Here is a 20,310-nt window from a genome sequence, read left to right on the forward strand (position 1 = left end):
GGCCTACTCGATGAAGCGGAAGTTGAGTCGGTAGCGGTAGGGGCGGCCCTTGTTGCACTCTGCGCCCGCGACGAGCCCGGTGATGGCCATGATGGCCCAGAGGAAGACGGCGCTGAGGCTGAAGATCCAGCCGACGGCCGGCAGGTATCCGAGCGCGAAGAGCGCGATCAGAACGATGGTCAGCGGCAGGGTGAAGTTCAGCGCCTCCCGGGATTCCTGCGCGGTGAAGGGGCCGCGGTCGCGGAAGATCAGGTAGACGCCCAAGGAGGGGAAGCATCCGGCGAGGCCGCCGAAGTGGGCAAGGGTGGCCCACCGGCGATCCTCCTCAGGGGTCAGCGGCGGGGCGGACGAATCGGAGCCGCGCATCTGCTGGGATGCGGTGGGGCGGGAAGTGTGCGACTGCGACATGCGTCCAATTTTACGACTGTCCGCCTGAACAGCCGCTGATACCTGTGAAATGGGCACGAGGGCGTGTCACGCCGGATGATGAGCGGGTGAGGCGCGCCAGCAGGGACTAGACCGTCACGAAGTCGATCAGCTCCTCGACGCGTCCCAGCAGAGTGGGCTCGAGGTCCACGTAGCTGCGGACCCGGCCGAGAATCTGCTTCCAGCCGTGAGCGATGTCGCGCTGGCTGCTGTGCGGCAGGCCAAGCGCTCTGAGAGTGCCGACTTTGATGTCGGTGCCGCGAGGAATGCGCGGCCATTCCTCCAGGCCGACGCGTTCGGGCTTCACGGCCTGCCACACGTCCACATAGGGGTGGCCGAGGATGAGCACGTTTCCGCGGGCGCCCGGCTGAGACATCACCTCCTGGGCTATTCGGGTCTCCTTCGAACCGGGGACGAGGTGGTCCAGCAGCACTCCGAGGCGGCGGTGGGGGGCGGGCTGGAACTCGGCCACGGCGCCCCTGAGGTCGTCGGCGCCGTGGAGAGGCTCCACGACGATCCCTTCGGCGCGCAGGTCGTCGCCCCAGACCTTCTCGACCAGTTCGGCGTCGTGGGTGCCTTCGACCCAGATGCGGGAGGCGCGAGCGGCCCGGGCCCTCTGGCCGGTGACGGCGAAGGACCCTGAGGCGGTGCGCCGGGGCGCTGCCCGGACGGTCCTGGGCTGGGGCGCAATGAGCTCCACGGGCTCTCCGTCGATGAGGAACCCAGGGCCCAGCGGGAAGGTTCGGACGGCTCCGCGCCGGTCCTCGAGCCGGACGCTGCGGACGCCGTGGACGTGGTCGAGTCCGACGACGGCGCCCGTCCAGCCGGTCTCCGTCTCCTCCACGACGGTGCCTGTCTCCGCCGGCGCCTGCGGCAGCTGAGGCGCTCGGCGGTGGGCGGAGAGGTCCTGCGGTCCCCATGAGTGCATCGGCATAGGGTGAGACTCTAGTGAGGCGGGGCTCCCGGCTCGCGGCGACGCGCCATGGCGGGAGCAGCGTCCACCCGTATAATTAGCAGTCGACATTGGAGAGTGCTAAGGAGGTGCGCGGTGTCCGACACCCGGCGGCTGCAGGTGCTGCGAGCCATCGTGGAGGACTACGTCCACACCCGTGAGCCGGTGGGCTCCAGGGCGCTCGTGGAGCGGCACAACCTGGAGGTCTCCCCGGCGACCATCCGCAATGACATGGCCCAGCTGGAGGAGGACGGGCTGATCGCCGCCCCGCACACCTCTGCGGGGCGCATCCCCACCGACTCCGGATACAGGCTGTTCGTCGACCGGATCACTGAGGTCCGTCCGCTCTCCAAGGCTGAGCGCCGGGCCATGGATCTGCTCGCGGACACCGCCGATGACCACGAGGCGATGCTTGAGCAGACCGTGCGGCTGCTCGCCACGCTGACCAACCAGGTGGCCGTGGCCCAGTATCCGCAGCAGACCTCGGCGAAGATCCGGCACGTCGACGTCGTCCCGGTCACCGGGACCCGGGCGGTGGTGATCGTGATCCTCTCCACGGGCAAGGTGGAGCAGCGGATGGTCACCCTGCCCCAGCCCGCACAGGACGATTCCCTCCACACGATCGGGCTTCGGCTCTCCGAGAAGCTCGCGGGCCGGTCAGCCTCCGCCCTGCCCCTGCCGGCGGAGAGCCTGATGGGCGCCGTCGAGCCTGCCCTGCGGCCGGCCATGGCGATCATCGCCAACGCGCTCGAGGGTCTGCTGGAGTCGGGCCGGGTGGATCGCATCATCATGGCCGGCACTGCTAACCTCGCCAAGTCAGGCGGGGACTTCGGCCCCTCCATCGCCCCGATCCTTGAGGCCCTGGAGGAGCAGGTGACCCTGCTGCGGCTGCTGCACGAGATGCAGCAGGACCGGCGGGGCCTCTCCATCCGGATCGGCCAGGAGACCTCGCACCGTTCTCTGGTGGAGACCTCCGTGGTAGCCGCCGAGTACGTGCCCTCCGACGCCGGGGGCGAAGGCGCCAAGCTCGGCGTCGTCGGCCCCACCCGAATGGACTACACCTCAACGATGTCGGCCGTGCGGGCCATGGCGCGGTACCTTTCGCGCATCCTGTCCGAATAGAGAACCAAAAGGGTGAGAACCACAGCTGATGAGCTCTGACTACTACGAGGCGCTGGGCGTCTCTCGGAACGCCTCGACCGAGGAGATCAAGAAGGCCTACCGCAAGAAGGCCCGCAAGCTGCATCCGGACGTCAACGACGCCGAGGATGCCGAGGAGCAGTTCAAGCTGCTCGGCACGGCCTACGAGGTGCTCGCGGACCCCCAGAAGCGGCAGAACTATGACGCCACCGGTGACCCCGAGGGCCGTCCCGCCGGCTTCGGAGGGGGCGGGGGCGGCTTCGGCGGCTTCAGCGACATCTTCGAGACCTTCTTCGGCGGGGGCTCGGCAGGCCCCGCCAGTCGTACCCGGCGCGGCCAGGACGCCCTCCTGCGGGTGCGCATCGACCTGCGCGATGCTGTCTTCGGCACCACCAAGGAGGTCGAGGTCGAGACGGCGGTCGGCTGCTCCGTGTGCGACTCATCCGGAATGCAGCCCGGCACCAGGCCGACCACCTGCCCCGACTGCCACGGCCAGGGCCAGATCCAGCGCCCCATGCGATCCATCCTCGGCACCGTGGTGCAGACCCAGACCTGCCCGCGCTGCACCGGCTTCGGCAACATCATCGAAGATCCCTGCAAGGAGTGCGACGGCCAGGGCCGGGTCCGTGAGCGGCGCACCCTGAAGGTGAAGATCCCCGCGGGCGTGGACCGCGGCAACCGCATCCACCTGGCCGGTGAGGGGGAGGCCGGCGTCGCCGGGGGCCCTCCGGGCGACCTGTTCATCGAAGTGGACGTCCGCACGCATGCCGTCTTCACCCGGCGCGGCAACGATCTGCACGCCACGGTCACGATCCCGATGGCCTCCGCGGCGCTGGGCACTACGACGACGATCGAGACCTTCGACGGCACCGAGGAGCTCGAGGTCAAGCCCGGGACCCAGTCCGGCGAGGTCATCACTCTGCGGGGCAAGGGCGTCGCCCATCTGCGGGGCACCGGCCGCGGCGACCTCAAGGTGCACCTGAAGGTGGAGACCCCCACCAAGCTCAGCGACAAGCAGCGCGAACTGCTGAAGATGCTCGCGGAGGAGCGCGGCGAGAAGCCCGGTGAGTCCTCCACCGAGCACAAGGGCATGTTCAAGAAGTTCCGCGAGGCCTGGGAGTCCCTGTGACCCCGCAGGTGCGAGCATGACGGCCCCCCTGTTCCACCTGCGGCCGGGCGCCCTCGACGGCGCGACCTCCGGATCAGTCATCCTGCTGGACGGTGCAGAGGGCCACCATGCCGCCACCGTGATGCGGCTGGCGCCCGGCGAGGAGATCCAGCTCTCCGACACGGAGCGGACCCGGGTGAGCGGCGTCGTGCGCGAATCCGGCGAGGGCCGGCTGCGCCTGGAGGTCCGCGAATCCGTCATCGACCCGGAGCAACTCCCCAGGCTCGTCCTGGTGCAGGCGCTGGCGAAGGACAAGCGGGACCTGCAGGCCGTGGAGTCCGCCGCCGAGCTGGGGGCCGACAGGATCATTCCCTGGCAGGCCGAGCGCTCTGTGGCGAAGTGGAAGGCCGGCCGGGAGGCCAAGAAGCACTCCGAATGGGCAAGCACCGCGGCGGCCGCGGCCAAGCAGACGCGACGCACCGGCATCCCGCCGGTCGAGCAGCTGCACACCACCGGCCAGTACGTCCGCAGGGTCAGCGGCGAGCCGGGCACCGCGGTCCTCGTGCTCCATGAGACGGAGAAGATCAGCCTCCGGGACGCTCTCGCCCAGCTCGGAGCCCTCGGAGAGGCCGTGGCCGCCCCGCAGGAGCTTCACCTCGTGGTGGGCCCGGAGGGCGGCATCAGCGACGCGGAGCTCGCCCAGCTGACGGAGGCTGGGGCGCGCACCGCACGGCTGGGCGCCACCGTGCTGCGGTCCTCCACGGCCGGCCCCGCGGCCCTGGCTGGAGCCCAGCTGCTCCTTGGGCGCTGGGACTGGCCGCTATCCTGATCAGTGACGACGCCGACCATCACAAGTGAGGCTTTCCATTACTGAGACCCCGAATGCCGAAGAGCCCGTCGAGGGCCAGCCCGCCGCTGAGCGGCAGGTGACCTTCGCCGACGCCGAGACGATGTTCCGCACCCTCGGTGTGCAGGACCTGGCCGTCCGCATCCTCGCCGGCCTCTACCCGGAGGCCAGCATCGGGCTGCGCGAGCGTCAGATCACCGTGAGCGGCCACAGCACCGACGTGGCCCAGATCGTCGAGGTCCTCACCCAGCTGCGGACCCTCGCGGCAGCGGGCACCACCGCCACGGAGGAGATCGCAGAACAGATCATCACCATGGTCCGCTCGCAGAACGCGACGACCTCCGCGCGCATGGTCGCCACCAACATCCTGTCCCACCGGGGGCGGACCATCCGGCCGAAGACCGCCAATCAGCAGCGGTATGTGGAGACGATCGATGAGTCCACCGTGGTCTTCGGGATCGGGCCGGCAGGCACCGGCAAGACCTATTTGGCAATGGCCAAGGCGGTCCAGGCGCTGCAGGCCAAGGAGATCAACCGAATCATTCTGACCCGCCCCGCCGTGGAGGCCGGGGAGAAGCTCGGCTTCCTGCCCGGCTCGCTCAACGAGAAGATCGACCCGTACCTGCGGCCGCTCTACGACGCCCTGCACGACATGCTGGAGCCGGAGTCGATCCCTCAGCTCATGGCCTCCGGCACCATCGAGGTGGCGCCGCTCGCCTACATGCGCGGCCGCACCCTCAACGACTCCTTCATCATCCTTGATGAGGCGCAGAACACCACCGCCGAGCAGATGAAGATGTTCCTCACCCGCCTCGGGTTCAACTCCAAGATCGTCGTCACCGGGGACATCACTCAGGTGGATCTGCCCCGCGGCACTGACTCCGGACTGCGCACCGTCCTGGACATCCTGAGCGGAGTGGACGACATCAGCATCACCCGCCTGACCTCCGAGGACGTGGTCCGCCATGAGCTCGTCGGCCGCATCGTCGACGCCTACGACCGATACCAGGCCGGAGAGCCGCGGCCCCGCCGGGAGAGCCGCCCATGAGCTTCTCCATCACTGACGAGTCCAGCCATGAGCTGGTCACCCCGGAGGATCTGGCCGAGCTGACCGACCTGGCCGCGTTCCTCTACGGGCATCTGCACCTCCGTCCGGAGGTGGAGCTGGCGGTCACCCTTGTGGACGAGCGGCAGATGGAGCAGCTCCACCTGGACTGGATGGACCTGCCCGGATCCACTGACGTGATGAGCTTCCCCATGGACGAGCTCTCGCCCGGACTGCCGGGCAGGCCGGTGGAGGCCGGCACGCTGGGAGACATCGTCCTATGCCCCGCAGTGGGCGCTTCCCAGGCCGAGGCTCATGGGCACTCGCTGGCCGATGAGCTCTGCCTGCTGACGGCGCACGGGGTGCTCCACCTCTTGGGGTACGACCACGGCGAGGAAGCCTCCCGCGAAGAGATGTTCCGCCTGCAGCGGTTGCTCCTGGAGGAATATCTGGGCCGTGATGCCCCTGCGCCCACTGAGAGCGACCACGCCTGACCATGATCATCACCATCCTCATCCTCGGCGCCCTGACCGCGGCGGCGCTGGCCTTCCTGCTGTCCACCGCGGAGGCCGCGTTCATCCGGCTCACCCGCAAGGAGGCTGAGGAGATCGCGGAGAAGCACGGCTCCCGTGCGGTGCACCGCATCCTCGAGGAGCCGGTCCCGCACACCCTGGCTCTGCAGATGTGGCGCTGGGTGCTGACCACCATCGCCGTCGTGCTGATCACAGTCACCGCTGTGATCCTGATGGACGACCTGGTGCTGGGCGCGATCGTGGCGGCCGTGGCGCTGACGGTCAGCGGGTTCGTCTCCGCAGCGATCTCGCCCCGGAAGGTGGGCCGGGCTCAGCACGAGTTCATCTCTGCGGCGACCGCACGCATGGTTCGCGGCCTGCGGCTGAGCCTGGGGCCCATCCCGCAGTGGCTCTCCGCGGCTGGTGTGAGGCTGTTCCCCGGCACAGCCGGGGGCGACCAGGGGTTCTTCGACGATGATGAGCTGCTGGAGTACATCGCTCGCGCCAACGAGTCCGACGTCATCGAGGACGCCGAAGCGGAGCTCATCCAGTCGGTCTTCGAGATGTCGAGCACCCGGGTCCGGGCCGTGATGGTTCCGCGCACCGACATGGTGACCATCGACGCCGACGCCACCCTGGATGAGGCGATGACGCTGTTTCTGCGCTCCGGCCATTCCCGGGTGCCGGTCATCCGCGGCTCCGCGGACGACATCACCGGGATGATCTATCTGAAGGACGTGGCGTACCTGGAGCACATGCTGCGCATCGGCCGGGCGCCCGAGCACTTCTCCTCGCGCGGCCCGGAGACCATCTTGGCTGAGGAGCTTCAGCGCGATGTCCGGTACGTTCCTGAGTCCAAGTCGGTGGGAGAGTTCCTCTCTGAGCTTCAGCGGGAGACCACCCATGTGGCGGTCGTCATCGATGAGTACGGCGGCACCGCCGGCATGGTGACGATGGAGGACCTCATCGAGGAGCTCGTCGGAGAGATCGTCGACGAGTATGACCATGAGGATGCGGAGGTGGAGCCCCTGGAGGACGGCCGGCTGCGACTGTCCGCCCGGATGAGCATCGATGACTTCGCCGATGCGTTCGGCATCGACCTGGAGGACGAGGAGGACGTCGACACGGTCGGCGGGCTGCTCGCCAAGCACCTGGGCCGTGTGCCGATCGCCGGCTCCGAGGTGGAGATCACGCGCCGGAACAGCACCACCGTTGTCCTGCACGCGGACCGGCTCACCGGCCGCCGCAACCGCGTCAGCCATGTGCTGGCCTGGGAGTCCGAGGGCCGGCGCGGCGCCCGCGGAGCGGTGGGCACCGAGGATGAGCAGGCCGCGCTGAACGATGATGAGCCGGAGGAGTCCGACTCCGTGACCGAGAGTGAGGCTGCCCGTTGAGCGACGGTGTGCTGATTGACGAGTTCCCCGAGCATGATGAGAACTACCGTGCCGGCTTTGCATCCTTCGTGGGCCGGCCCAACGCGGGCAAGTCCACTCTGACCAATTCGCTGGTGGGGGAGAAGGTGGCCATCACCTCGTCCAAGCCGCAGACCACCCGGCACACCATCCGCGGGATCGTCACCCGGGAGGGCGCTCAGCTGGTCCTGGTGGACACTCCTGGGCTGCATCGGCCGCGCACCCTGCTCGGGTCCCGCCTGAATGATCTGGTGGTCGACACCCTCAGTGAGGTCGACGTGGTCGGCTTCTGCATCCCCGCCGACGAGAAGGTGGGCCCGGGGGACAGGTTCATCGCCTCCCAGCTGACCAAGGTCTCTCACAAGCCGGTGGTGGCTCTGGTGACCAAAGTGGACAAGATTCCCAAGTCCCGACTGCCTGAGCAGCTGATCGCGGTCGATCAGCTGGGGCGCGAGCACCTGGCCGGGGAGAAGGAGCAGGCCGACGGGTTCGCCGCGATCATCCCCGTATCGGCTGTTGACGGCATCCAGGTGGACACCGTGGCGGATCAGCTCACGGGGATGCTTCCCGCCTCTCCGCCGCTCTACCCCACGGGCGAGCTCACCGATGAGCCTGAGGCTGTGATGGTCGCCGAGCTGATCCGGGAGGCCGCTCTGGAGGATGTGCGTGACGAGCTGCCCCACTCCATCGCGGTCGTCGTGGATGAGATGGCACCGCGGGAGGGCCGGCCGGAGGATAGGCCGTTGGTGGACGTGCACGCCACCATCCACGTGGAGCGCGACTCCCAGAAGGCCATCATCATCGGCAAGGGCGGCAGCCGGCTCCGGCAGATCGGCTCACAGTCCCGGGAGGGCATCGTCAGGCTGCTGGGCACACCCATCTACCTGGACCTGCACGTGAAGGTCACCAAGGAATGGCAGCGCGACGCGAAGAAGCTGAACCGGCTCGGATTCTGATCCGAGCCCGCCCAGCCCCTTCCGCTGCGGGCGGGGAGGGCTCAGGACTGCCGGGGAGCCTCGGCGCTCTCCTTCTTCTCAGGCTTGAAGTCCACGCCGGCCTCCTTGCGCTGCTGCGGCGTGATGGGGGCTGGGGCGGCGGTCAGCGGGTCGAAGCCGCCGCCGGTCTTCGGGAAGGCGATGACCTCGCGGATGGAGTCCTCGCCGGCGAGGAACGCGACCGTCCGGTCCCAGCCGAAGGCGAAGCCGCCGTGCGGCGGAGCACCGTACTTCATGGCGTCGAGCAGGAAGCCGAACTTCTCCCGGGCGTCCTCCTCGGAGATGCCCATCACCTTGAAGACGCGCTCCTGGACGTCCTGGCGGTGTATACGGATGGAGCCGCCGCCGATCTCGTTGCCGTTGCACACCAGGTCGTAGGCGTAGGCCAGGGCCTCGCCGGGGTCAGTGTCGAAGGTCTCGGCGAACTCGGGCTTCGGCGCGGTGAAGGCGTGGTGCACCGCGGTCCAGCTGCCTGAGCCCACAGCAACATCGCCGGCAGCCTTGGCGTCGTCGGCGGACTCGAACATGGGCGCATCCACCACCCAGGCGAAGGACCAGCTGCCCTCCTCGATCAGGCCCAAGCGCTGGGCGATCTCGTTCCGGGCGGCTCCGAGCAGGGCACGTGAGGAGGAGACCTCACCGGCGGCGAAGAAGATGCAGTCCCCCGGTGCTGCCCCCACGGCCTCAGCCAGTCCGGCCTTCTCCTCATCGGAGATGTTCTTGGCGACGGGGCCGCCCAGTTCGCCGTCCTCCTGCACCAGCACATAGGCCAGGCCCTTGGCGCCGCGCTGCTTGGCCCATTCCTGCCAGGCGTCCAGGGTGCGCCGGGGCTGGTCGGCGCCGCCGGGCATGACCACGGAACCCACGTAGGGCGCCTGGAACACACGGAATGGGGTGTCCTTGAAGTACTCGGTGAGCTCGGTGAGCTCCAGGCCGAAGCGCAGGTCAGGCTTGTCGGTGCCGTAGCGCTCCATCGCCTCCCGGTAGGTGATGTGCGGGATGGGTGCGTCGATGTCGACGTCGATCAGCCGCCACAGGCGGCGGACGAGCTCCTCCACCAGGGAGATGATGTCCTCCTGCTCCACGAAGCTGGCCTCGATGTCCAGCTGGGTGAACTCGGGCTGGCGGTCGGCGCGGAAGTCCTCATCCCGGTAGCAGCGGGCGATCTGGTAGTACTTCTCCACGCCGCCGACCTGGAGCAGCTGCTTGAACAGCTGGGGGGACTGGGGGAGTGCGTACCAGGAGCCGGGGGCGAGGCGGGCCGGGACGAGGAAGTCGCGGGCTCCCTCGGGGGTGGAGCGGGTGAGGGTGGGAGTCTCCACCTCGGTGTAGCTCTGCTCGTGGAGGAACTCGCGGGCCACTCGGTTGGCCTCGGAGCGCAGCCGCAGGGCCTGGGCGGGGGCGGGACGGCGCAGGTCCAGGTAGCGGTGCTTGAGGCGGGCCTCCTCACCGACCTCCACGTGCTCGTCGATCTGGAAGGGCAGCGCCTGCGCCTTGTTGAGCACCTCGAGCTCGGAGACGATGATCTCCACCTCGCCGGAAGCGATGCTGGGGTTCTCGTTGCCCGCGGGACGGCGCTCCACGGTGCCGGTGATCTTCAGGACCCACTCGTTGCGCAGCGGATCGAAGTCCGCCTCATCTCGGACCACCACCTGGGCGACCCCGGACGCGTCACGCAGGTCGAGGAAGGCGACGCCGCCGTGGTCGCGTCGGCGGGCGACCCATCCGGACAGGGTCACGGTCTGGCCAATGAGCTCGGCGCTGATCTCGCCGGCGGTGTGAGTGCGGAGCACGGGTTTCCTCGTCGTCGTCGGTGCAGTTGAAGCGGTGTGTCCGGACGGTGCCGGGCGGAGGCTGATGGTCAGCCTCGGATGATCCGCGGGGCCAGGTCCTCAGGGGAGGGCGACCAGGTCTGCGGGTCGGCGGGGGACTGCTCGCCGGAGCGGATGTCCTTGACCTCGTGGCGGCCCTCCTCGTCAGTGAACCATACGAAGGGGATGCCGCGCCGGTCGGCGTACTTGATCTGCTTGCCGAACTTCTCGGCGCTGTAGGCGACCTCGGCGCTGATGCCCCGGGCGCGCAGCTGCTCGGCGATCGCGGTGGCCGCGCCCCAGTCCTCGTCGCTGCGCAGGGTCACGTAGACCGCGGTGGGCACTGAGCGTGATGCTCGGAGCGCCCCGGAGTCGAGGAGGGCTGAGAGCAGCCGGGTCACACCGATGGACAGGCCCACGCCGGGGTAGGCGCGCCTGCCCTTGGAGGCCAGCGACTCGTACCGGCCGCCGGAGCAGATGGAGCCCAGCTGCTCGTACCCGGTCAGCACCGTCTCGTAGACGGTGCCGGTGTAGTAGTCCAGGCCCCGGGCGATGGAGAGGTCGGCCACGGCCACGCCGGGGACCTGCTGGTTCAGGGCGGTCATGACTTCGCTGAGCTCGGCCAGGCCCTCCTCGAGCAGCTCCGTGTCCTCGGCGTCGGAGACCAGCTGGCGGACCTGCTCGGCGAACCCGGCGTCGCGGGTGCGGATCTGTGCCAGGGCCAGAGCCTTCTGCGCCTGCTCGGGGGCGGCGCCGACGGCCTCCGCCAGTTCGGCCTGCACCCGGTCGGCGCCGATCTTGTCCAGCTTGTCCACGATGCGCAGCACTGCGGCGGCATCCCCCAGGCCGATCGCGGTGTAGAAGCCTGTGGAGAGCTTCCTGTTGTTGAGCTGGAGCGTGAACTCGCCCACTTCGAGGGCCTGCAGCGCCCGAGCCATGACCATGGCCAGCTCCACGTCTGCGCGGAAGGGCAGCGCGCCCTCGCCGACGATGTCCACATCCGCCTGGGTGAACTCCCGGAACCGGCCGGCCTGGGGCCGCTCACCGCGCCAGACCTTCTGAATCTGGTATCGGCGGAAGGGGAAGGCCAGGTGTCCGGCATTCTCCACCACGTAGCGGGCGAAAGGCACTGTGAGGTCGAAGTGCAGCGCCAGGCGGGACTTCTCCGAGCCGTCGTCGTGGATGCGCGAGACCGTGTACACCTCCTTGTCCACCTCACCCTTGTTGAGCAGGGTGTCCACCGTCTCCACAGCACGGGACTCGATGTTCGCGAAGCCGTGGGACTCGAAGACTCGGCGCAGGGTGTCGAGCATGTGGATCTCCACCAGCCGCTCGTCCGGAAGCAGCTCCAGATAGCCGGAGAGGGAGGCGGAACGGGCCATAGGTGCTCAGGACTCCTTGATGATGAGTGACCGGGGGCAGGGCGTGGCAATCATACCGGCCGTGCGGTGCTGGGCACGTCTTGCGGTTACGCTGGAATCTATGAGTCCCGCCGCCGTGAAGCCGACCTACCACCAGACCCCCATGGATGAGGCCCGTGAGCTTGCCTGGGTCGACGCTGAAGGTCACGTCTACCTCAAACCCTCTGAGGAAGGGGGAGAGGGTGCTTATGTCGGCCAGTACTCCGCCGCGGACGAGGAGCAGGCGCTGGCCTACTTCACCCGCAAGTTCGACGAGCTCTACAACCGCGCCCTGCTGCTCGGCGCGCGTGTGGCGACCCAGGCAGACGGCGCGAAGTCGCTGCGCTCCAGCAGGGCCGGACTGTCCAAGGAGCTGGAGAACGGCACATGGGTCGGCGACGTCGCCGGCCTGCGCGCCCTGCTGGCTGAGATTGAGAAGGGCATCGAGAGCATCGCCGCCGAGGAGGACAAGACTCACCAGGCGGTCATCGGGCAGCGCATCGCTGCTCGGGAGGAGATCGTGGCGGAGGCCGAGCAGCTTGCTGCTGCCGACGAGGAGAACACCCACTGGAAGAACGCCCAGGAGCGGATGAACGAGCTCTTCGAGGCGTGGAAGGCCGAGCAGCGCACCGCCCCGCGGCTGAGCAAGTCCCAGGAGGATCCGCTGTGGAAGCGGTTCCGTGAGGCCCGGTCCGCCTTCGAGCGCCGCCGCAAGGCCTTCTTCGTCAAGCGGGACAAGGAGGCCGCTGAGATCAAGCGGGCCAAGGAGGAGCTCATCTCCGAGGCCGAGCGTCTCCAGAGCTCCCGCGACTTCGGCCCCACCACTAAGGCCTACCACCGCCTGATGGACCAGTGGAAGGCTCTCGGCCGGGGGCCCCGCAAGACCGAGGACGCTCAGTGGAAGCGTTTCCGGGCCGCCCAGGACGTGTTCTTCTCCGCCCGGGACGATGCCAATGCCCAGACCGACGCCGAGTATTCGGAGAATCTGAGGAAGAAGGAGGAGATCCTCGCGAAGCTGCGCGAGCTGATGCCCTTCACCAAGCCGGAGGCCGTCCGGGAGCGGTACTTCAGGCTCATCGATGAGTGGGACGCTGCCGGCAAAGTCCCCCGCAGCGATGTCAAGCGCATGGAGCGCTCTCTGGCAGAGGTCCAGGACGCCTTCCGGGAGGCGAGCTCCTCCACCCGCGCCCAGACCGCATCGCCCAAGGACGAGCGGCAGGAGGCCATGCTGGCCCAGCTGGAGGAGACGATCTCCGAGCTTGAGCAGAATCTTGCGGACGCGCAGCAGGCAGGGGACGAGAGGCGCATCAAGGAGGCCGAAGAGGCTCTCGCGGCGCGGCGCAGTTGGCTCCAGATGCTCAAATCGGCATAAGGTAACGGATAGATTACAATCATGAGCGCTCTCGGATAGACTTGCGTCTATTTCCGACCGCCCGACCGTGACCCCGATCTGCCCCTGTAAGGATTCTGCGTGAGCGATGAACAGCCCCCTGAGGCGGGCTCTCGGCGTCGTCGCCGCGAGATTCGTGAGGCAAGGGAGCGGGAGCGGGCTGCAGAGCGGGAGCGCGAATCGGCCGTCCGCCGGCTGAGCACCTCGACCACCGCCTCAGAGGCGCAGGCGCCGGCTCTCTTCGACCAGGAGGAGCTGGAACGGCGTCGTCGTCGCGGCGAGTCCGTCACCGGTGCCTCCGGACGCGTTCCTCAGCAGAGTGCGGCCTCCTCAGCCTCCAGCGCCGACGCCGCAGGCGCGGCCTCGCGCCGGGCTCGCCGTGAGCAGCAGGAGGAGGAGCGCCAGGCGGCGCTGGAGAAGCGGCGCGCCGAGCAGGAGAGGGCCGAGCGGGCAGCGGCTGAGCGGGCCGCCGCCCCACGAGACTCAGGGTTCTACGCCGGTGCCGGGCTCGACGCCGGATGGGAGGGGGGCAGCCCCGCTCCGCAGCCCAAGCCTTCCTCGTCCGAGCCCCAGCAGCCCACCCGGCAGGCCCGGGCTGCGCAGTCCGCTCCCTCGTCCCCGCAGCCCCGGAGCCCGGAGGCGCGCGACGAGCCTCAGCAGACTTCGTCTGCGCAGGATGAGCCGATCCAGGATCCGGACCGTACGCGCGCGATTCCCACTGCTGCGCCGTCCACGCCGTTCGACGACGTCGTCGCGGGCTCGCCCTCTGACGCGGACCAGAATCACGAACTTCCCGAAGAGGGGCACTTCGACGGGCAGGAATTCCATGAGCTGGAAGGCTTCGAGGGCCTCGACTGGGAGGACTTCGAAGGCGGCCAGATCGAACACGACGCAAGCGGGTCACCGGTGCTCGTGGCGGCCTCGGACTTCGGCCGCGGCTATCAGACCGTGCAACCGATGGAAGGGCGTATGAGCCTTGATGCGCTGAAGGCCAAGAAGGCGAAGCAACGCCGCCGCAATGTCACCCTGGTCCTGTTCCTCGCGGTCTTCGCCGCCATGGTGATCGGCGTGGTCACCGTCGTTCGGAGCTTCCTGGGGGGCGGGGAGGACATCACTGACTATGACCAGGCCTCCGGTGAGACCATCGAGTTCGAGGTCCGGGAGGGCGAGGGCTTCGAGACCGTCGCCAACCGGCTTGTCGAGCAGGAGATCGTAGCCTCTTGGGGTGCGCTGTCCAGCGCCTATCAGGCCGCGGACGCTGAGGGTGACATGGGAACCCTGCAGCCCGGCGAGTACCCCATGCAGGAGCAGATGCCGGCTGGGGATGCCATTGAGGCGCTCTACGCCGAAGGTCCGGAACAGTTCGTTGTGGGGATCGCACCCGGCATCTGGATCGAGGATGCGCTGGATGAGATCGCCGAGCGCACCCCGCACAGCCGAGAGGAGATTGCGGCCGCGGCCGAGGACCCCCAGGCCTATGATCTGCCGGATGAGGCCGAGACCCTCGAGGGCTACCTGGCCCCCGGTGAGTACAGCTGGGACGTCGAGGACGAGGTCTCACCCGAAGAGATTCTTCAGGATATGGTCGATGAGACCTTCTCCCGCTTCGAGGAGCTCGGCCTCGAGGATGAGGAGGAGCAGTGGGAGACTGTCATCATCGCCTCCCTCATCACCGCTGAGGCGAACCATGCCAACCCGGACGACTATGACCTGATGTCGAGCGCCATCCAGAACCGCCTGGTGCCGGACAACCCGGAGACCGACGGCTACCTCTACATCGACGCGACCAGCAACTACGCCCTCGGCGAGCACGATCTGCACATCGCCGCGGAGCACGACGCGGACGACGAGTACAACACACGGACCAACCCCGGGCTGCCTCCGGGGCCGATCGGTGCGCCGACGACGGCGACCCTGGAAGCCGCGATCGACCCGCCGGACACCGATTATCACTACTGGGTCACGGTGAACATCGAGACGGGCGAGACCGAGTTCGCCGAGAACCTCGCTCAGCACGAGCAGTACGAGCAGGAGTTCCTGGACTACTGCTCGGAGAACCCGGACGTCTGCAGCCCCGGTGAAGTGGACGCCGCCGAGGAGGAGCTCGGCCTGTGATGAGGGGCGCGTCCGGCGAGGCCCGCCGCGCGGCAGTCCTCGGGTCACCCATCGGTCACTCCAAATCCCCGGCCCTGCATGCGGCTGCCTACCGGCACCTCGGCCTGGAGATCGGCTACGCCCGGATTGAGGCGGATGAGACCACCTTGGATGACTTCCTTGCGGGCGAGGGGGCCGAGCCGGGATGGGTCGGCTTCTCCGTCACGATGCCGCTGAAGGCCGCCATGGTCCGGCACATGACCACCTCTTCCATGCGGGTTCAGGACCTGGGCGTCCTCAACACCGTGGTGATCCGGGAAGCTGAGGAGCATCACGGCGGTCGCCGTCATCTCCACGGTGAGAACACTGATGTGGACGGAATCGTCACCACGCTGCGGGAGGACGGGCTCAGCAGGGACGAGCCCGCCGGCGGCAGCTTCGCCGTGCTGGGGGCCGGCGGCACGGCCGCGGCGGCCCTCGCCGCTGCCGCGGAGCTCGGCTTCGGCCGGGCTCGCATCTACGCCCGCACGCCGGAAAAGGCTGCCGCTGCCCGTCCGCTGGCCCAAAGGCTCGGCCTTGAGCTGATGATCCGCCCCATGGCAGAGCTCGGCCATGACCTGGCCGATGTGCGGAACAGCGTCGTCGTGTCTGCTCTCCCTCCCTCCGCGGCGGACGAGCTGGTCAGCCAGCTTCCCCCGCTCGGCGTCCCCTTCCCGCCGCTGCTGGACGTGGCCTATGATCCTTGGCCCTCCGCCCTCGCTGCGGCTTGGCAGGAACGCGGCGGCAGGGTCGTGTCCGGTCTGCATATGCTGCTGCACCAAGCGGTCAAGCAGGTCGAGCTGTTCACTGCTGGAACCGCGAACCCCGCTGCTGAGCTGAGCTCGGCCGAACATGCCCGCATGGTGGATGCCATGCGCGCTGCTGCGGGGCTGAGCTAGGTCGTGTTCCGCCGACGGGGGCAGCTCCCCTCGGCTCTCGGTCGCGTTGCCGCGGCTTTCACGCCCAAAGACTCACGAGACTACTAGGATGTTCTGCATGTTGCGCTGGCTGACCTCCGGAGAATCACACGGCAAATCTCTCGTCGGCATCCTGGAGGGACTGCCCGCAGGCGTTCCGCTGACCACCGCGGATGTGCAGGAGAGACTGGCGCGACGCCGACTCGGATACGGCCGCGGTGCCCGCATGAAGTTCGAGAAGGACCAGGTGAACCTGCTGGGCGGAGTGCGCCACGGCAGCACCATGGGCGGTCCCCTCGCCATCGAGGTGGAGAACACCGAGTGGCCCAAATGGCAGAAGGTCATGTCGGCTGATCCGGTGGACCCCGCCGAGCTGGAGGGCATGGCCCGCAACGCCCCGCTGACCCGTCCCCGCCCCGGCCACGCTGACTACACCGGCATGCAGAAGTACGGCTTCGCCGAAGCGCGCCCAGCGTTGGAGCGGGCCTCCGCCCGGGAGACCGCCACTCGGGTGGCGCTGGGAACCGCCGCCCAGAAGTTCCTCGGCGAGCTCGGCATCACCACGGTCTCCCACACCGTCGCGGTGGGCACCGTCTCATCTCCTGAGGACGCACCAGTGCCCGCGGCAGCCGATGTGGGCGCAATCGATGCTGACCCGCTGCGCTGCTGCCACCCCGAGACCTCCGAGGCGATGGTTGCCGAGGTGGACGCCGCCCACAAGGCGGGGGAGACCCTCGGCGGCGTCGTCGAGGTGATCGTCGACGGGCTGCCTCCGGGCCTGGGCTCCTACGTCCACTGGGACCGGCGCCTGGACGCCCGGCTCGCCGGTGCCCTCATGGGGATCCAGGCGATCAAGGGCGTCGAGGTCGGCGACGGCTTCCGCACGGCTGCTCGCCGAGGCTCCGAGGCGCACGACGAGATCGAGCTGGACGCTGAGGGACGAGCCATCCGCAGCACCAACCGGGCCGGGGGCATCGAGGGCGGCATGAGCATCGGCGATGCCCTGCGAGTGCGTGCCGGCATGAAGCCCATTGCCACCGTTCCGCGCGCCCTGCGCACCGTGGACGTGGCCACCGGTGAGCCCACCACAGCCCATCACCAGCGCAGCGATGTCTGTGCGGTCCCCGCTGCCGGCGTGGTGGCGGAGGCGATGGTGGCCCTGGTCATTGCTGACGCCGTCTCGGAGAAGTTCGGCGGCGACAGCCTCGCCGAGGTGCGCCGGAACCTGGAGTCCTACCGCGCGAGCCTGCCCGAGCTGGGCCAGACCCCCGGTGCGGCAGGCGCCGACGGGGACCCCATGCAGGCGCCTGCCGGATTCGACGAGACATCAGCCCGCTGATCACTATGCCTGAACAGGTGCCTGCACCGGCTCCGCCGGCACAGCCGAATGTGGTGCTCATCGGCCCCATGGCCTCCGGGAAGTCCAGTGTGGGAGCTGCGCTGGCGCGTCGGCTCAGCCGGCCCCACGTGGACTCCGACCAGTTCTTCGTGGCACGGCACGGGCCGATCCCGGAGTACTTCGCCGCTCACGGCGAAGAGGCCTTCCGGAATGCTGAGGAGCACATCGTTGCTGAACTCTTGGCGTCCCCCCGTCCCTCGGTGATCAGCCTGGGCGGCGGATCGGTGCTCTCTGAGGCCACCCGCGCTCGTCTGTGCCGACACTTTGTGGTCATGCTGGACGTCACCGAGGAGCAGGCTCTGGCCCGCATCGGGGATGCGACCACCCGCCCGATGCTCAAAGCAGACCCCGCGGCCGTCTGGAAGCGGATCTACGCTGAGCGTGAGCCGCTGTACAGGGAGTGCGCCGACCTCATCGTGGAGGCAGCGCCGCCCAACATCGAAGCTCGAGTCGATACCATCGAGAAAGAACTTCCGTCCCGCTAGGAGCTGAGACCCCAAGCATGAGCAATGCACCTGAGAACCCCGCTGAGGCCGTCGAGCACGAGGACGGCCCCGGGGAGCAGGGCGCCCAGGCCGACGGCGCGCACCTGACCCACACCCCTGACTCCGAGCCCACCACCATCACCGTGGGGGAGGGCGCCGGCACCGGCGGGCAGGAGCTGGGCTACGACGTCGTCGTCGGCAACGGGCTGCTCTCCCGTCTTCCGGACATGATCGGCCCCGGCCCCGAGCGCGTCCTCATCATCCACCCCCGTGCCCTGCGCGCCACCGGCGACGTGGTGCGCGAGGACCTGGAGAAGGCCGGCTACACCGCGATGGTCGCCGAGATCCCGGACGCGGAGGAGGGCAAGCACATTCAGGTCGCGGCCTTCTGCTGGCAGGTCCTGGGGCAGAACGACTTCACCCGATCCGACGCCATCGTGTCCGTGGGCGGCGGCGCAGTCTCGGATACGGCCGGATTCGTCGCGGCCACTTGGCTGCGCGGCGTGAAGGTCATCCACATGCCCACCACCCTGCTGGGCATGGTGGATGCCGCGATCGGCGGCAAGACCGGCATCAACACCGCCGAGGGCAAGAACCTGGTGGGCTCCTTCCATCAGCCCGCCGGTGTGCTGGCCGACCTCGACACTCTGATCACCCTGCCGCGCAACGAGCTGGTGGCTGGGCTGGCCGAGGTGGTCAAGTGCGGGCTCATCGCCGACGAACGAATCCTGGAGATCATCGAAGCCGCCCCGGACGCTGCTCAGAATCCCCACTCCGAGGAGGTGCGGGAGCTGATCACCCGGGCCATTCAGGTCAAGGTGGACGTCGTCTCCGTGGATGCCCACGAGTCAGGCGTGCGGGAGCGGATCAACTACGGGCACACCCTCGGCCACGCCATCGAGCTGGCGGAGCGGTACCAGTGGCGCCATGGGGCCGCGATCTCCGTGGGGATGGTGTTCGCTGCCGAGGTGGCTCGGAACCTCGGACGCCTGACGGACGAGGAGGTAGACCGCCACCGGGCGGTGCTGACCTCCTTGGGCCTGCCCACCACATACCGGGACGACCGCTGGAATCAGCTCCTGGAGGGGATCCGCCGGGACAAGAAGAACCGCGGCGACACGCTCCGGTTCGTTCTGCTCAACGGCGTGGGCACGGCCTCCACCGTGGAGATCCCGGATGCTTCCATTCTCTTCGCGGCCTATCAGGAGATCGGCGAGGAGCCCGCGCAGAACACGGTCTCCCTGTAGGATGGCCTGCTGGTATTCGAGAATCGCGTCAAAGCACTCTGCGCAAGGCTGAGAGGAACCTGTGGCAAGCTCCAACGACATCAAGAACGGCTCCGTGCTGAAGCTGGAGGGCCAGCTGTGGAACACCCTGGGGTTCCAGCACGTCAAGCCCGGCAAGGGCGGCGCCTTCATCCGTACCAAGCTGAAGAACATCACCTCCGGCAAGGTCGTCGACAAGACCTTCAACGCCGGCGCCAAGGTCGAGTTCGCCACGGTGGACCGCTCTGACTACCAGTACCTGTACCAGGACGGCGATGACTTCGTGTTCATGGATATGCGGGACTACGACCAGATCATGGTGCCGGCCTCCGTCGTGGGTGACGCCGCGAACTTCCTGCTGGAGTCGGCCACCGCCACCATCGCCATGCACGAGGGCATCCCGCTCTACCTGGAGCTGCCCCCCTCGGTGGAGCTGCAGATCACCTACACCGAGCCGGGCGTGCAGGGCGACCGCTCCAAGGCCGGCACCAAGCCCGCCACTCTCGAGACGGGCGCGGAGATTCAGGTTCCGCTGTTCGTCGAGCAGGGAACCACTGTGAAGGTGGACACCCGCGGCGGCGAATACCTCGGCCGGGTCTGATCGCCCTTGGCCAAGCGGAGCAAAGCACGACGCCGGGCGCTCGAGGTCCTCTTCGAGGCCGAGCAGCGCGGCATGGCGCCTGACGAGGTGCTGGCAGCCAGGACCCAGCACTCGGACCTGACAGCCAACGAGTACGTGAGCCACATCCTCGCGGGGGTTGCCGAGCATCGGGAGCAGATCGATGAGCTGCTCTCCACCTATGCGCGCGGCTGGACCCTGGAGCGGATGCCTCGGGTGGATGTGATGGCTCTGCGCATCGGCGTCTGGGAGCTTCTGCACAACTCGGAGATTCCGGACGGCGTCGCGGTGGCTGAGGCGGTGGCCCTCGTCCGGCAGCTGTCCACGGATGAGTCCCCGCAGTTCGTCAACGGCCTGCTGGGCCGCATCCAGCAGCTCAAGCCCACTCTGGTGGATGACGAAGGCTGAGACTGCGATAGGCTGAGCAGCAACAGCCAGCTCCTTTAAGGATCGT

The 20,310-nt window shown here is 68.3% G+C and carries 19 protein-coding genes; 15 read left to right on the forward strand and 4 right to left on the reverse strand.

Annotation, left to right across the window (positions count from 1 at the left end; translation table 11 throughout):
* Window positions 1-3 precede the first annotated feature (3 nt).
* Both FWJ47_RS07350 and FWJ47_RS07355 read right to left on the reverse strand, forming a co-directional pair.
* Window positions 4-408, reverse strand: coding sequence for a DUF4870 domain-containing protein (locus tag FWJ47_RS07350; protein WP_147106224.1), 405 nt, complete (start codon window positions 406-408; stop codon window positions 4-6).
* Window positions 409-514: 106 nt separating this feature from the next.
* The gene (locus tag FWJ47_RS07355) at window positions 515-1,360 is read right to left on the reverse strand and encodes a DUF3097 family protein (protein WP_147106227.1); all 846 of its coding nucleotides are present in this window, start codon (window positions 1,358-1,360) and stop codon (window positions 515-517) included.
* Between the two features lie 114 nt (window positions 1,361-1,474).
* On the opposite strand from FWJ47_RS07355, the gene hrcA reads away from it, so the two are divergent.
* From hrcA to era, 7 genes are read left to right on the forward strand one after another with little or no spacing between them, the layout of a single operon-like run.
* On the forward strand, window positions 1,475-2,500 hold the full coding sequence (gene hrcA / locus FWJ47_RS07360; protein WP_147106230.1) for a heat-inducible transcriptional repressor HrcA: 1,026 nt from the start codon (window positions 1,475-1,477) through the stop codon (window positions 2,498-2,500).
* 28 nt (window positions 2,501-2,528) lie between these two features.
* Window positions 2,529-3,647, forward strand: coding sequence for a molecular chaperone DnaJ (dnaJ, locus tag FWJ47_RS07365; protein WP_147106234.1), 1,119 nt, complete (start codon window positions 2,529-2,531; stop codon window positions 3,645-3,647).
* A 16-nt stretch (window positions 3,648-3,663) separates the two neighbouring features.
* A complete protein-coding gene (locus FWJ47_RS07370; protein WP_147106237.1) occupies window positions 3,664-4,455 on the forward strand; it encodes a 16S rRNA (uracil(1498)-N(3))-methyltransferase in 792 nt (263 codons plus the stop codon).
* 25 nt (window positions 4,456-4,480) lie between these two features.
* Entirely contained in the window at window positions 4,481-5,521 is a 1,041-nt protein-coding gene (locus FWJ47_RS07375; protein WP_425465997.1) for a PhoH family protein, read from the forward strand.
* Window positions 5,518-6,012, forward strand: coding sequence for an rRNA maturation RNase YbeY (gene ybeY, locus FWJ47_RS07380; protein ID WP_147106240.1), 495 nt, complete (start codon window positions 5,518-5,520; stop codon window positions 6,010-6,012). Before FWJ47_RS07375 ends, ybeY begins: the two co-directional genes overlap by 4 nt.
* Before the next feature lie 2 nt (window positions 6,013-6,014).
* Window positions 6,015-7,424: a hemolysin family protein gene (locus tag FWJ47_RS07385; RefSeq protein WP_147106243.1), complete on the forward strand. Its 1,410-nt coding sequence runs from the start codon at window positions 6,015-6,017 to the stop codon at window positions 7,422-7,424.
* The gene (era, locus tag FWJ47_RS07390; protein WP_246126203.1) at window positions 7,421-8,398 is read left to right on the forward strand and encodes a GTPase Era; all 978 of its coding nucleotides are present in this window, start codon (window positions 7,421-7,423) and stop codon (window positions 8,396-8,398) included. Before FWJ47_RS07385 ends, era begins: the two co-directional genes overlap by 4 nt.
* Before the next feature lie 41 nt (window positions 8,399-8,439).
* On the opposite strand, the gene aspS is transcribed toward era, so the two are convergent.
* Both aspS and hisS read right to left on the reverse strand, forming a co-directional pair.
* Window positions 8,440-10,230, reverse strand: a complete 1,791-nt coding sequence (aspS, locus tag FWJ47_RS07395) for an aspartate--tRNA ligase (protein ID WP_147106246.1) — start codon at window positions 10,228-10,230, stop codon at window positions 8,440-8,442.
* 68 nt (window positions 10,231-10,298) lie between these two features.
* The gene (hisS, locus tag FWJ47_RS07400) at window positions 10,299-11,630 is read right to left on the reverse strand and encodes a histidine--tRNA ligase (protein ID WP_147106249.1); all 1,332 of its coding nucleotides are present in this window, start codon (window positions 11,628-11,630) and stop codon (window positions 10,299-10,301) included.
* 100 nt (window positions 11,631-11,730) lie between these two features.
* Between hisS and FWJ47_RS07405 the strand changes: the two genes are divergently transcribed.
* From FWJ47_RS07405 to nusB, 8 genes are all read left to right on the forward strand, one after another.
* A complete protein-coding gene (locus tag FWJ47_RS07405; RefSeq protein ID WP_170228523.1) occupies window positions 11,731-13,020 on the forward strand; it encodes a DUF349 domain-containing protein in 1,290 nt (429 codons plus the stop codon).
* A gap of 99 nt (window positions 13,021-13,119) precedes the next feature.
* Complete coding sequence (mltG, locus tag FWJ47_RS07410; protein ID WP_147106255.1) at window positions 13,120-15,153, forward strand: endolytic transglycosylase MltG; 2,034 nt, start codon at window positions 13,120-13,122, stop codon at window positions 15,151-15,153.
* Complete coding sequence (locus FWJ47_RS07415) at window positions 15,153-16,070, forward strand: shikimate dehydrogenase (RefSeq protein WP_246126326.1); 918 nt, start codon at window positions 15,153-15,155, stop codon at window positions 16,068-16,070. The genes mltG and FWJ47_RS07415 overlap by 1 nt, the downstream gene beginning before the upstream one ends.
* A 97-nt stretch (window positions 16,071-16,167) precedes the next feature.
* The gene (aroC, locus tag FWJ47_RS07420; RefSeq protein ID WP_147106261.1) at window positions 16,168-17,427 is read left to right on the forward strand and encodes a chorismate synthase; all 1,260 of its coding nucleotides are present in this window, start codon (window positions 16,168-16,170) and stop codon (window positions 17,425-17,427) included.
* Window positions 17,428-17,432: 5 nt separating this feature from the next.
* Window positions 17,433-17,972 carry a shikimate kinase gene (locus tag FWJ47_RS07425; protein WP_147106264.1) on the forward strand — a complete coding sequence of 180 codons (540 nt, stop codon included), beginning with the start codon at window positions 17,433-17,435 and terminating at the stop codon, window positions 17,970-17,972.
* Window positions 17,973-17,989: 17 nt separating this feature from the next.
* Window positions 17,990-19,219, forward strand: a complete 1,230-nt coding sequence (gene aroB, locus FWJ47_RS07430; protein ID WP_147106267.1) for a 3-dehydroquinate synthase — start codon at window positions 17,990-17,992, stop codon at window positions 19,217-19,219.
* 61 nt (window positions 19,220-19,280) lie between these two features.
* Window positions 19,281-19,838, forward strand: coding sequence for an elongation factor P (gene efp / locus FWJ47_RS07435; RefSeq protein WP_147106270.1), 558 nt, complete (start codon window positions 19,281-19,283; stop codon window positions 19,836-19,838).
* A 6-nt stretch (window positions 19,839-19,844) separates the two neighbouring features.
* Window positions 19,845-20,264, forward strand: a complete 420-nt coding sequence (gene nusB / locus FWJ47_RS07440; RefSeq protein WP_147106273.1) for a transcription antitermination factor NusB — start codon at window positions 19,845-19,847, stop codon at window positions 20,262-20,264.
* Window positions 20,265-20,310: the final 46 nt, after the last annotated feature.

The sequence above is a fragment of the Nesterenkonia populi genome (genome assembly GCF_007994735.1).
Classification (GTDB): Bacteria; Actinomycetota; Actinomycetes; order Actinomycetales; family Micrococcaceae; genus Nesterenkonia; species Nesterenkonia populi.